This is a genomic window from Saccharopolyspora spinosa NRRL 18395 (assembly GCF_000194155.1).
Lineage (GTDB): Bacteria > Actinomycetota > Actinomycetes > Mycobacteriales > Pseudonocardiaceae > Saccharopolyspora > Saccharopolyspora spinosa.
Genome location: NZ_GL877878.1, coordinates 2,720,414 through 2,733,050, shown reverse-complemented (window position 1 = coordinate 2,733,050; position 12,637 = coordinate 2,720,414). Strand labels below are relative to the sequence as shown.

Annotated in this window: 13 protein-coding genes; 6 read left to right on the top strand and 7 right to left on the bottom strand. The window is 65.5% G+C overall.

What is annotated here, in order from left to right; translation table 11 throughout:
- The first annotated feature begins 177 nt into the window (after positions 1-177).
- Entirely contained in the window at positions 178-1,017 is an 840-nt protein-coding gene (locus SSPN_RS0113650) for a transposase family protein (RefSeq protein ID WP_148271999.1), read from the top strand.
- A 555-nt stretch (positions 1,018-1,572) separates the two neighbouring features.
- On the opposite strand, the gene SSPN_RS0113645 is transcribed toward SSPN_RS0113650, so the two are convergent.
- Entirely contained in the window at positions 1,573-1,923 is a 351-nt protein-coding gene (locus tag SSPN_RS0113645) for an MFS transporter (RefSeq protein WP_010695513.1), read from the bottom strand.
- Positions 1,924-2,045: 122 nt separating this feature from the next.
- The gene (locus SSPN_RS0113640) at positions 2,046-3,374 is read right to left on the bottom strand and encodes a class II 3-deoxy-7-phosphoheptulonate synthase (RefSeq protein WP_010695512.1); all 1,329 of its coding nucleotides are present in this window, start codon (positions 3,372-3,374) and stop codon (positions 2,046-2,048) included.
- A gap of 146 nt (positions 3,375-3,520) precedes the next feature.
- On the opposite strand from SSPN_RS0113640, the gene SSPN_RS58360 reads away from it, so the two are divergent.
- The 3 genes from SSPN_RS58360 to SSPN_RS0113630 are packed head-to-tail and all read left to right on the top strand — an operon-like array spanning position 3,521 to position 5,551.
- Positions 3,521-4,372, top strand: coding sequence for a chorismate-binding protein (locus tag SSPN_RS58360; protein WP_202798814.1), 852 nt, complete (start codon positions 3,521-3,523; stop codon positions 4,370-4,372).
- Positions 4,275-4,970: an anthranilate synthase component I family protein gene (locus SSPN_RS58355; RefSeq protein ID WP_202798813.1), complete on the top strand. Its 696-nt coding sequence runs from the start codon at positions 4,275-4,277 to the stop codon at positions 4,968-4,970. Before SSPN_RS58360 ends, SSPN_RS58355 begins: the two co-directional genes overlap by 98 nt.
- On the top strand, positions 4,967-5,551 hold the full coding sequence (locus SSPN_RS0113630) for an anthranilate synthase component II (RefSeq protein WP_010695511.1): 585 nt from the start codon (positions 4,967-4,969) through the stop codon (positions 5,549-5,551). Before SSPN_RS58355 ends, SSPN_RS0113630 begins: the two co-directional genes overlap by 4 nt.
- Here the strand turns inward: SSPN_RS0113630 and SSPN_RS0113625 are convergent.
- Positions 5,529-6,914: an aminotransferase-like domain-containing protein gene (locus SSPN_RS0113625; protein ID WP_010695510.1), complete on the bottom strand. Its 1,386-nt coding sequence runs from the start codon at positions 6,912-6,914 to the stop codon at positions 5,529-5,531. The two genes, SSPN_RS0113630 and SSPN_RS0113625, sit on opposite strands and share 23 nt — an antisense overlap.
- Before the next feature lie 111 nt (positions 6,915-7,025).
- Between SSPN_RS0113625 and trpD the strand changes: the two genes are divergently transcribed.
- Entirely contained in the window at positions 7,026-8,117 is a 1,092-nt protein-coding gene (trpD, locus tag SSPN_RS0113620; RefSeq protein ID WP_010695509.1) for an anthranilate phosphoribosyltransferase, read from the top strand.
- Here the strand turns inward: trpD and SSPN_RS62570 are convergent.
- The 4 genes from SSPN_RS62570 to SSPN_RS62565 form a co-directional block, all read right to left on the bottom strand.
- Positions 8,074-8,319, bottom strand: coding sequence for a hypothetical protein (locus tag SSPN_RS62570; protein WP_010695508.1), 246 nt, complete (start codon positions 8,317-8,319; stop codon positions 8,074-8,076). The two genes, trpD and SSPN_RS62570, sit on opposite strands and share 44 nt — an antisense overlap.
- A complete protein-coding gene (locus SSPN_RS61575) occupies positions 8,316-8,831 on the bottom strand; it encodes a beta/alpha barrel domain-containing protein (protein WP_083821706.1) in 516 nt (171 codons plus the stop codon). The genes SSPN_RS62570 and SSPN_RS61575 overlap by 4 nt, the downstream gene beginning before the upstream one ends.
- Positions 8,832-10,123: 1,292 nt before the next feature.
- Positions 10,124-10,510 (bottom strand): hypothetical protein, encoded by a 387-nt coding sequence (locus SSPN_RS54655; RefSeq protein WP_148271955.1) that lies wholly within the window; start codon positions 10,508-10,510, stop codon positions 10,124-10,126.
- Positions 10,511-10,546: 36 nt separating this feature from the next.
- The gene (locus SSPN_RS62565) at positions 10,547-10,972 is read right to left on the bottom strand and encodes a transposase (protein WP_083821704.1); all 426 of its coding nucleotides are present in this window, start codon (positions 10,970-10,972) and stop codon (positions 10,547-10,549) included.
- A 411-nt stretch (positions 10,973-11,383) separates the two neighbouring features.
- Between SSPN_RS62565 and SSPN_RS58350 the strand changes: the two genes are divergently transcribed.
- Positions 11,384-12,589 carry an amino acid permease gene (locus SSPN_RS58350; protein WP_237710538.1) on the top strand — a complete coding sequence of 402 codons (1,206 nt, stop codon included), beginning with the start codon at positions 11,384-11,386 and terminating at the stop codon, positions 12,587-12,589.
- The last annotated feature ends 48 nt before the right edge of the window (positions 12,590-12,637 follow it).

The window sequence follows — 12,637 nt, the reverse complement described above, 5'->3', positions numbered from 1 at the left end:
AGAGAGACGATAGCGGTATCGAATATTCTGGGATCAGGCGGAGTCTCCCAATACCCATCTCGGTGCTGAGTGCTGCAGGCAAATCGCGCAGCAGCCTGAAGTGACCGTTTCGTTTCTTCCTTCAAATCGGGAGCGAACCGGTTTGCGTCTCGGAATGAACCGTTCGACACTGAGGTGATCTCAGTAAGGTATTCTGCCAAACTCGATGTTCCCCGTGAACTGGTGGTCTTCCTCAGCAAGCTGCTAGGCGGTGAACGCCGCCGGAAAGGGACCCGCAAGGGCCGCCGGGCGTTGACCACGTTCTGGCAGGCTGTGCTGGTCCTGCGGTGGTTCCGCGACCGCACCGACACCACCACACTGGCCCGCGATCACGGTGTCGCCCGCGCTACCGGCTACCGGTATATCGACGAGGGCATCGAGGCGCTGGCCGCGCAGGCCCCGGATCTGCACGAGGCCCTGCAGCGCGCGAAAGACAACGGCGACGCCTATGTGCTTCTCGACGGCAAAAACTTCTCTTCCGACCGTCTCGGCGAAAAGATCACCAGCGTCAAAGGAACCGAGATCGACCGGTGGTACTCCGGGAAAACCCGCGAACAAGCGGGCAACATTCAGGCGGTGATGGACCCGAAGGGGTTCCCGCTGTGGGTTTCCGACGTGGAGCCGGGGTCGGTGCACGACATCACCGCCGCCGAAGACCACGTCCTCGGGGCCCTGTACTGGGCCTACTCCCAGCTCGACCTGCCCACCCTGGCCGATGGCGGCTACCAGGGCGCCGGAGCCGGGGTGTTCACCCCGATCAAACATCCCAAAACCAGCAAAGGCCGCCCACTCGACGTCGACAACCAGACCTACAACAAACTGCTGCGCGGCCTGCGCGCCCTGGCCGAACGCGGATTCGCCCTGCTCACCGGCCGTTGGCGCACCCTACGACACTTCACCACCAGCCCCCGCAAAATCGGCCCCATCGTCCAAGCCGCACTCGTACTCACTCATTACGAACACGGCCGACTCGCATAGCCCCTACTGAGATCAGCTCACTGTAGCCCTCAATTTTCAACAGGAGTGGCAGAAAAATCATGTGGACAAAATCGCGACGTCGCGGAGGCCCAGCCAAGCGGGCGGCGTCGGCAGTCAAGATCAAATGATAGAAGCCTCTATGTTGACATCGAATAAGCTGGTTGCTGGCTCCAGCGTCGCCAAGGCGAGAAGTTCGTGATACGTGCCTTTTAGCTCTCGTGGCACCTTTCAAGGTTGCACGCCTCCCGTGGCGAGGCAGCCGCCGATTGGGTGAAGCCTGACTATTTGGAAGCGTTTTCAAGTGACGGATTTCCGAAAAGATGAGTAGGCGACCAGGGGGACGGTGCCCAGCGAGGTGGACGGCGGGCCTGGTCGTAGCCGCCCATGTCCTTGAGGGCATAGGAATGTGCGCGTTAGTACTCGGCCTTGGTGCAAGGTTCTAAATCTTGCTCGCCTCGTGATCTGCGATGCGCAGGATTTGAAGGCCATGCGTGGAGCGTCGGGCTGGTTGCCGACCTGATGCGCGAACGCGGGCTGGTCGACACAGCCGCGGGCCTACGAACGCAAACACTGCTGAACTCCGTCGCGTTGGCGCGCGGGTCGTCCCTCGCGACGACGAGCGAGCAGCGGTCCGGCCACGATCCCGGCGAAGGCGCCGGTGTCGACGAGCCAGCACAACGGGACGGCGACCACGACGTGCGCCACACGGCCGGCGCAGGACACCCGTCGCTTCCCCACGCGGTCGGCGAGGATCCCGAGCGTCCACGCGTAGCCCAGGTTGATCGCGGTGGCCGTGGTCAGTGCCGCCATCATCGTCGTGCCATCCCCCCCCCGGGGACGCAGGTTCGAGTACGACAGCATGAAGGTCGCGACGACGAAGCCGGCAGTCGTGGTGCCGAGGTGCATGCAGGAGATCGCGCTGCAAACATTCGCGGGCCGGATTCGCGATGGAGCCATTCGCGTTTCAGCACACGGCGCGAACCATTAACTTGACAGACTCTTGGCAAGGGCGCGTTGCCCCCTGATGGTCACAGCAACTCGGCGATGTGGAAGGCGAGGTCGAGGGACTGGCCGCGGTTGAGCCTCGGGTCGCACGCCGACTCGTAGCGGTGGTGCAGGTCGTCGACCAGGACCTCGCTGCCGCCGCCGATGCACTCGGTCACGTCCTCGCCGGTGAACTCGACGTGGATGCCACCAGGGTGTGTTCCGAGGGCGCGATGAACGTCGAAGAATCCGCGCACCTCGTCGACGATGTCGACGAACAGCCGGGTCTTGTGGCCGCTCGGCGCCAAGAAGGTGTTGCTGTGCATGGGATCGCAGATCCAGATCGGTTTCCCTCCAGCATCCTGCGCAGCGCGGACCAGCTCGGGCAGCCGGTCGCGGATCTGTCGCGAACCCATCCTGGTGATAAAGGTCAACCGTCCTGGTTGGCGGTCCGGGTCCAGAATATCCACATAGGAGCGGACATCGGCGGGTGCGGCCGTCGGGCCGAGCTTGACTCCGATGGGGTTCGCGATGCTTCTGAAGTAGGCGACGTGCGCGCCGTCCAACGCGCGTGTGCGCTCGCCGATCCAGAGCATGTGGCCGCTGGTGGCGTATGCGCGCCCGCTGTCGCGGTCGATGCGGGTGAGTGCGTCCTCGTAGTCCAGCAGCAGGCCCTCGTGGCTGGCAAAGATCTCGACTGAACGCAGCTCCTCGGGTTGGGCACCGCAGGCGCGCATGAACTGCAGCGCGTGATCGATCTCGTATGCCAGCTCCTCGTAACGGGCGCCGGCCGGCGAATTCGCCACGAAATCCCGGTTCCACCGGTGCAACTGGTCGAGGCCCGCGTACCCGTTGTGCGCATAGCGGTCGACAATGCCCAATGTAGACCGTGAAGCTTCGTACATCCGCCATAGCCTTGCCGGGTCCGGAACACGTACCACGGGATCGAAGTCGAAGCCGTTCACCGCATCGCCGAGATACACCGGAAGAGTCACCCCGCCTCGGGTCTCGGTGGGGCTGGAGCGCGGTTTGGCGTACTGCCCCGCCATTCGGCCGATCTTGACGACTGGCCTCGCCGCCGCATAGGTGAAGATGACGGCCATCTGCAGCAAGGTCTTGGTCTTGTTCCGTATCGCTTCGGGTGTCGCACCGTCGAACGTCTCCGCGCAGTCGCCGCCCTGCAACGCGAACGCCTCTCCGTTTGCCACCGCGGCAAGTCTGGATCGCAGATAGTCGCATGCGCTTGGGGTGACCAATGCTGGCGCCGCGGCCAGCCTGGCGAGCACGTTCTTCACGGCAGCGCGGTCCGGCCATTCCGGCTGGTGCGCTGCGGGCGCGTCACGCCACGAGGCGAGTAACTCGGAATTCGTCACGATCGGCAGACCACCACAATCCCCTTCTGGCGCGCAATGAATTGACCGAGTGGTCCGGTTGGCAGGGCGTCGATTGGTCTGGCTAACCGCGACTCGGGCTTGGTTAGCTTTCCCGGCGGCCAACAATGGGGAGGTGCGCGATCTCCGTGATAACGCAATTGCTGGACGTCACCGTGGACGCGGTCCGCGTGCGGACCGCTGCGAACGCACTGGCGGTGCGAACCGGACTGTGCCGACGATTCGGCGCCGAGGAGGTCTTCCTGCTGGAGGACCTGCATTCGGATGGTCTTCGCTCCGGTGGGGGCACGGGCAATGTGGTGGGGTTCGGCCGACTCGCCGAGATCTCGGTGACCGGCGAACGAGTCACAGTGCAGGGCAACGGTTCCGTCGCGGCGCTGTTGCGTACCTGCTGCGGCCGGACGACGACGAACGCCTGGGACATGCTCCGCGACGTCACGAGCCTGTTCCGAGTGCACACTGATGTCCAAGGGTTCGCCTTTGGGTTTCTTGCCACGGTTGGCTACGACGCGGCCGCGCTCATGGAGGACCTGCCACGTCGACGCACTGAACCGGACGTACCGGACCTGACCCTCACCCTGTTCCAGCACACCCTGTGGTTCGGTCGGGAGGGCGGATCGCCCGTCCTGGTCTCCGCCACCGGACCGGATCTGCCGGAACCGCTGTCGCCGGACGTTCTGCGTGACGTTTCCGGCGACGCGCCGGTACCAGCCGCGACTGCGCCGCTGGCGGTGCGCGACACCGTCGACAGGGACACCTTCCTGGGCTGGGTCGAGCGCTGTCTCGACCACATCCGCGTGGGTGACATCTACCAGATCCAGGTGGGCCACCGGATCGACGTTCGCAGCGTACTGACACCGGAGCAGGTCTACCGCCGCCTACGTGACCGCAACCCGTCGCCCTACATGTACCTGCTCACGCAATCCGGCACGACGCTCGACGCTCGTCGGCGCGAGCCCGGAGTTGCTGTTCCGGCTTGACGAAGGCCAGATAACCATGCGCCCGATCGCGGGCACCACACGCCGTGACCCGACCGGAGCGGACAACGAGCATCGGATCAAGGAACTACTGGCCAGTGACAAGGAGCAGGCCGAGCACGTGATGCTGGTTGACCTGTGCCGCAACGACATCGGCAGGGTCTGCCGTCCCGGCACGCTGAAGGTGGACGACCTGATGGCGGTCGAGGCGTTCTCGCACGTGTTCCACCTGGTTTCCACGGTGACCGGAACGCTGGCCGCCAACCAGGACGTCTGGGACGTGCTGTGCGCCACGTTCCCTGCCGGGACCATGACCGGGGCGCCGAAGCTGCGCGCGATGGAGATCATCGACCAGATCGAGGTCGAGCGCCGTGGTGCCTACGCGGGCGCGGTCGGACTGGTCGACGTGCGGGGCTGGGCCGAGTTGGCGCTCTGCATCCGGACCATCACGCATCGCGAACCGTCGCCAGGTGACCACCGATACGCCACGCAAAGTTGCGCGGGGGTGGTTGCGTTGTCCAAGCCAGTGCGGGAATGGGACGAGACCCTGGCCAAAATGGGCGCGGCCTACTGGGCACTCACCGGAGAGGAACTGGCGTGAAGGTGCTCATGGTGGACGCGTTCGACAGCTTCGTCCACATCATCGACCAGTACTTCCGCGAACTCGGAGCGGACACCAGAGTTGTCCGTTCTGGTCTGCACACTCCGGCCGAGCTGGCCGCGTGGCGACCGGACGCCGTGGTGCTGGGACCGGGGCCCGGTCATCCCGCCGACTCAGGCCACGTTGACCTGGTCCGGCGGTTCGCCGGCGAAGTGCCGCTGCTCGGCGTGTGCCTCGGGCACCAGGCCATTGCGTTGGCGTTCGGTGGTGTGGTCCGGCTCGCCGACAACCTCATGCACGGCCGCACCAGCATGATCGACCACGACGGCCTCGGCGTGTACGCCGGCCTACCCGACCAGTGCACGGTCACCCGGTATCACTCGATCGTTGTTGCCGAGCCGTTGCCGGCGGAACTCGTCTGCACGGCACGGTCGATCGACGACGGTTACCTGATGGGACTGCGTCACCGGGATCTGCCTGTCGAGGGTGTGCAGTTCCACCCGGAGAGCATCGCCACCCCCGATGGTCCGACGATGGCCGCGAACTTCCTGGCCGGCGTCACGACGCAAGCAGTCCGGTGACCTGGCCCATCACGGCGGCGAGCAAACCGACGGCCTCCGCGAGCAGGCCACGCCGCACCGCGCCGTAGCCGAGCACCACCCCGGGCGCGGACGGCCGGCCGTCGAAATGGAAGTGCCTGCCAGGATGCACGAGAACCGACCTCGTCCGTGCGACGGTTGCCAGCCGGACGTCGTCGACTCCGGCGGGCAACCGGACGTAGGCGTGCGTGCCGGCGGGTACGCCGGTCAGCTGGGCGCTCGGCAAGTGTTCTGCGACGGCGTCCTGCAGCACTGAACGCCGCGCCCGGTAGGTGCTCCGGACCTGCCGGATGTGCTGGTCCAGCAAGCCGGACGAGACGAAATGGGTGAATGCCAGCTGGGTGAGCGGGTCCGGAGCGCCCAACTGCGCCCGGCCGAGTCGACGCGTCACTACCTCGGGCGCCACCGACCAGCCGAGCTGCAAGCTCGGACCGAGCAGGCCACGGGTCGACCCGGCGTAGATGACCCGTTCCGTCCCACACCGCTGCAGGGCGAGCGGGCCACTGCTGGCGCCGAACCACAGGTCACCGTCCCGGTCGTGTTCCATCACCCAGCCGTCCACGTCAACGGCCCAGCGCAACAGCGCCTCCCGCCGGCTCGGCGAAAGCACGGCCCCCGTCGGTACCTGCGCCACCGGCGTGACCAGGACAGCGCGCGCCTCGGTCCGCGCGAGCGCTTCGACGTCGACGCCCTCATCGTCCACGGGCACTCCGGTGACCCACAGGCCTGCCCGCTGGGCGATCCTGACCTGCCACGGCGCACCGGGATTCTCCACTGCGATGTGGTCGACACCGAGCTCGCGAAGGATGTGGCACAACACGCCGAAGGTGTGGTCGAAATTCGCGGTGACGACGACCTCGGCGGCGGTCGCCTGGACCCCCCGCGAACGGCCGAGGTACGCCGCGAGCTCGGAACGGAGCTCCGGAACACCGAGTGGGCGCCGCCAGGGGCCGGGTCCACCGATCGATCGAACCACACCCTGGTATGCCTTCAGCCATTCACGCGCGGGGAAGAACTCCGTGCTGGTCGCGTCGACGCGCAGGTCGAAGCGGGCGTCCGCGATCCCGGCCGGCTGCTCGACCGCGACCCGGCCGAGATGGGGCAGATGCGTCGCCACTCTGGTTCCCGACCCCTGAGTGGCCCTGAGGTAGCCCTCGGCGATCAACTGTTCGTAGGCTTGAACCACGACGCTGCGAGAAACCCCGAGGTCTGCAGCGAGATCGCGGCTTGATGGCAACCGGACACCCGGGTGCAGGGTGCCGTCCCATATTCGTTCGTGGATGACTGACCGAATCTGTGCGGTCAAGGACAACGGCGACTTCCGGTCGATCGCGATCGGTAACATTCTTTCCCTCTTCAGCGCGGAAATGGCCCGCCGGCAGCGGCTTCGAATGGTCTTGGTCAGCGCCTCCGCTGGCTGGAACGCTGAACACGAAATAACAGCGGAGGAGTAGCGATGACCGGCCAGGAACCCGTACTCGACACGATTCGGAAAAAACGATGGGCGGAGATTCTTTCGGCGCTCACGGACGGCCAGGACCTCACCGAGCGCGATACGGAGTGGGCCTTGGGCGAGGTCATGCGTGGCGAGGCTGGCGATGCCAGGCTGGCTGGTCTGCTGATTGGCCTGCGGTCCAAGGGAGAGACCGTCGCTGAGCTCGACGGGCTGGTTCGCGCTATGGACGCGCACGCGGTCAAGATCGGTGTCGACGAACCGTTGCTGGACATCGTCGGTACCGGCGGAGACAACGCCGACACGGTGAACATCTCCACCATGTCGGCGATCGTCGTCGCGGCAACGGGTACACGGATCGTCAAGCACGGCAACCGGTCCGCGTCCTCGGCATGCGGTTCGGCGGACCTGCTCGAAGAACTGGGCATCGTTATCGACCTTCCGGCGGCGACAGTGCCGCGAGTGCTCACAGCGGTGGGTATCGCGTTCGCTTTCGCTCCGGTGTTCCATCCCGCGATGCGCCACGCTTCCTCCGCACGCAGGCAACTAGGCGTCCCGACGGTCTTCAACCTGCTCGGCCCGTTGACGAACCCCGCGGCGCCCGGCGCGGCCGCCATAGGCGTCGCCGACGCCCGGATGGCTCCGGTCGTCGCCGGTGTTCTTGCCCGTCGTGACCGCTCCGCACTCGTCTTTCGTGGCGACGACGGGCTCGACGAACTGACGATCACCACCACGTCCCAGGTGTGGAACGTGCGCGCGGGGACCGTACGCCAGGAAACGTTCGACCCGCGTGACCTCGACATTCCGCTGGCGTCACGAGGTTCCCTGCGCGGCGGCGGGCCAGCCCACAACGCGGAGATCACGCTGCGGTTCCTCGAGGGCGAACGCGGTCCGGTCCGTGAGGCCGTCCTGCTGTCCGCCGCAGCGGGACTCGCCGCGGCCTCGCCCGACGCCGCGCCGATCACGGAGCGGTTGGGCGCCTGCTTGGAGAGGGCAGCTCGTGCTGTCGACAGCGGCGACGCCAGGGCGCTGCTCGCCCGGTGGGTCATGGTCACGACCAAACTTGCGGAGAGCAGGACATCACCCGCCAGCTGAACGGACATCCTCGGCGAGTTGCTCGGCGAAACCGCGCGTCGTCGCGTGCCTCCAGGAAGGCCGTCGTCAACTCGGACAACGCGGCCAGCAGCGCCTCGGGCACGAACCGGCCACCGAAGCGTCCAAAGTGGCCGGTGTGGTCCGGCGGCTGGCCCGCGAACGCATCGGCCACCACGGTCTGGTAGTCCTCGCACCCGGTCATGTCACGTTCTCCCGCCGCCCCGCTGCCGCATCGCAACGCGGTCCTCGTCGCGCGTCACCCGACGGAGTCCAGCGGATGTCAGGGCGTACGCAATGGCCGGTGCGCGTACGCCGGACAAAGTCCTTGTGCAACAAGGGAACGCTGACCGACTCACGCACAGCACGCAGGTCGTCCAGCGAGCCGCCGACGTGTCTCGGCTCGGTCAGCACGCTGATCGCGGCCGCACCGCCCGCCGCGTACTCGGCTACCAGCACTCCCGGCCGTTCGATGGACGCGAGCCGACCCCGGGCCGGGCTGCCGCGCTTCACCTCGATGATCAGCCGCACGAGGTCGGTGCCGCGCAGTGCGGCACCAACGTCCTCCGGCGTCATACGAGGGCCACGGGACTTGGCCCGACACCGCAGAGCCTCCAGGCTCACTTCGGCCATGCGTGCCCGCAGGTCTGTGCGAACTCCGTCGATGATGTTGGCCAGCACGTTCACTTGGCACCGAACCTCTCGCAATCGTGACATCCACAATTCCTCAAAGTGCCCGGGTTAGTGCGCGGGCGAAGGGGTGCGATCGGGTGGCTGGCCGCACCGTGCCGCCGCCAACGACCATCGCGACGATCACCTGACCCGCCGCAGCGACGCACATCAGAATGATTGGTGCTTCCCAGCCGGAACCGACGGTGTACAGCAGCCCGAATCTTGTGGATGTTCGTTGCTGGTAGGCGCTCAATCGCGCAAAGCTGACCTTCGTGGTAAGACCCCCGGTTGTGTGCGCTCCACGCAATGAACATTTGCTCCGCGTTGAGCAAGGCAGAAAGCTACGCAGGCTCACGCCGTTTCCTACGGTCCCTACGGTTTCAATTACCCCTCCTCGCGGTGGCGGTTTTCCGCCTAGCCCGAGTGTCCCCATTGAACGCGGGCTACGACAGCTTTGGTGGCAGTTTTCCACCTGGCACTACAGCGGCAAGGCGTGATTTTTGGTCCTTGGTACCGTCGCCCGCCGAAAGGTGTTGTCAGCCTCTACGGGTGCGGTCCGTGCGAGTTCGTCGGCTCGAATCCGTCCGGGCAGGGTGTCGAATCGCTGATCGCAGGAGATGGCCATGACGTAGCCCAGGTCGCGGGATTTGCAGCCACGTCCGCAATCCAGGATTGCCGCTGTAGGCCTCATCCGTGGTGAAACAGCAGATGCTGCCACCTGCATCGGAGTTTTGCAGGTGTTCCAGCATGCGCTGTGCCTGTTGGGGTTTGGTCGAGAACCGGCGCATTGGTCAAAAACACGCCCAGCTTCCAGTTCTCGATCCGCCCGGCCGTACCCGAGTTCTGACGCTGGACACCGACGGATTTGTTGCCCTTCTGTAGAAAAGCCCGTCTAATCAGCGACCACGATCCCGCTGCGATCACCAAGATTGCGGTAGAAGTTCGGCAACCGCTGCATGCCGTCGGATATCACACCCGCGGCCTGCTCGGTCAGCCCCCACGAGTTCATCCGCTCCGCACCCGAGATCAACGCCAGCAATACCCACTTGGCCCCGCGACGCGAGTCCGCCTGTGCGAAAATCCGCTGCCATCGCGAACATCTCGTCAGCCCGGCCTGTCACCGAGCGAGACGATCACCGACCCGACTTCGATGCCGAGATCAGTTCCGTGTTCACCAAAGGTGACAGCGACCGGCCTGCCGAAACACTCGCCAGCAGGGCGTGATGCCAGTAGCGCTCACTTCTTCCGGGCGCGCAACCAAAATCCTGTGACGTTGTGTGCCACAGGATTTCGTGGACCCGCTTCCCCAGTTGACACTATTGGTCAGACCTTCGCGGTCAACGCCCATGCGGGGCCGAGAAGTCGTACGTGATGATGTCTCCGCTGCGGCTCGGACGGAAATTGCCGCTCTGGATCCAGAACGGGGATGGGCTCCGGGCGCCGAAATCGTTGATCGGCTCGACGGCGGTGCTGGACCCAAAACCAGCGAACTTCTGGCACTGGCCACTGTTCACGTGCTGACTGGTGGTGGCTGAGGCGGGCGTCGTAGCAGCACGGCGGCGGATGCCGGTATGCCGACAGCGATGGCGGAAGAATTTGTTCGCTTGAGTGCGTTCGCGAAGGGCATATTTTCTCCGTTTCAGCGTCTCTGCGTCGAACCACAATTGCTGCGGGCACGTGAAAATTGCGTTGTGAAAATATGCCGGAGAGATTCTGCCCTGCAACAGGGCACGAACGGATCTGCCCATGCGGGCATGAAACTATTCCCTTCCGGGTCCGCCGTCAGGCATCCTCGATGCCGCGCTGCACGGTCCGTGAGCGCAGCCGATGCGCCGGGATTCCAGCCAGGTGCGGAACGTCGAGTATTGCCCGTAGGTTTCGTCGGCGGTTATCCGGCGGGCGGGCACCCCGGCTTCCAGCGCCCGAGCCACCATCGCGCGGGCAACCACGGGTTTGGCCGCGAACTCCGTCTCATCAGTTCCCATGCCGCAAGATCTTCGTCGACAACCACCAGAACAACAGCAGAGATCACCAAGTGCTCCTGGCGAACTAGGCAGTCGCCAGGTACGTCCGTGCGCGACCCGCACCGCAAGTTCGCCGAAGTTCTGTGCGATCCGCAACGCGTCTCGCGGTGTGCCACGGTGACTTCGCGTCGTGCGCGAAGAGCCGGAAGCCGAGCTGCGCATAGAGCTGGCGGTTCGGCTAGCTCAACGATGGCTGGGCGATCATCAGCTTCTCCGCAGCCCTCGTGAAGTTCGCGGGTTTCGGCGACGGCCACGAAAGCCCGCAGATTCCGGAGCTCCACATTCATGGGCGACAGTCATGAAGTATACGGATTCCGGGCTTTCTGCGGGCAGCCCCAGCGCTCCTACGCTAGGCGCGCAACGAGGAATGCCGTGACGAGCATCGTGACCCCGCTGACTGGTCGCCACGCCCTCGGGCGCGAAGCCCTGCTCCACGAGCCGCGTGGCGGCGACCCGGACAAGCTCACCCTGGTGCGGGCGCTTGGCTCGCCGGTGTGGGAGGAGCACGGCTGCGAGTACATCGACTGCACCGCGCAAGCCTGGTCCAACAACCTCGGTGCGGGCCACTCGCGCTTGATCGAGGCAGTCATCGAGCAAACCCGCGCGATCGCCCACGCGCGACCGACGTTCCACACCCCAGCCCTGCCAGCACTGTGTGACGAACTGGACATCATGTTGATCACGCTCGCCGCGGTTCAGCCGATCCTCGACGACGACCTGCCCGCCGTCGCCGCGCACGGCCGGTACGCGACCGAGCGGCTGCGCGAGATGCAGACCCGCCACCCGCTGATCGGCGAGGTCCGTTCGTCCGGCCTCATGGTGACCATCGAGCTGGTCCGCGACCGCGCCACGAAAGAGCCGGCGGTCACCGAAGCCCACGAGGTCTTCCTGCGAGCACAGGAAAAGGGCTTGATTTTCAGCGAAAGCCGCTATGCCAACCTCGGCAGCCTGATTAAGATTAAGCCGCCGTTCGACATCCCCCAGGCGCTGCTCTCGCGGGCCCCTGGACGTGCTCGACGAAACGCTCACCGAAGTCGAGGCCGGGATGAGGGTAAGATGAGTAAGCCGATCACCACGCGTCCACTATCGGACGCCGACGACCTCGCCACCCTGGGCTACCGCCAGCGGCTACGCCGTCCGATGAGCCCTTTCATGGCGTTCGCGCTGGCCTTCTCGATGGTGTCGATCAACACCGGGATCGTCACGCTCTTCACCGACCCCTACAAGTACCTCGGTGGCTCGGCGGTGTTCCGCTGGCTGCCGGTGCTGCTGCTCGTGGTCACGCTCGTCGCCGTGTACGCCCGCCTCGCCGGCCGAATGCCCATCACCGGCTACGCCTACCAGTGGTCAAGCCGGCTAGTCGGGCCGAGCTTCGGCTGGTGCACCGGTTGGATCGCGCTCATCTCGGTCCTCGCAGGCACGGCGGGCACAGCCACGGCCATCGGCACCGTATTCGCGCCGAAGGTCAGGGCGGACCCGACTCCGCGGCAAGTACAGGTTCTGTCCATCGGCTGCACCATGGTGGTCGTGATCCTCAACGTCGTCGGCGTCAGGGTGGCCACGCGGATCAACAACGTTGGCGCGTCGATCGAACTGATCGGCACCGTGGTAGTCGGCGTCGTGCTGATCGCGGGGCTGCTGGTGTTCTTCGGCCACACCGGCCCGCCGGTCCTCACCGACACCCGCGCGCTGAGCGGGGAAACCGTTTCGCTTACAGGGTTTTCACCAGCAGCGAGCTATCGTTCGCCTCCGATCCTCTGGAGCAGCTTCAAAAGCTGAAATCTGACCGGATGGATGATCAGATCTGTTCGGTCGGACCACTGACTT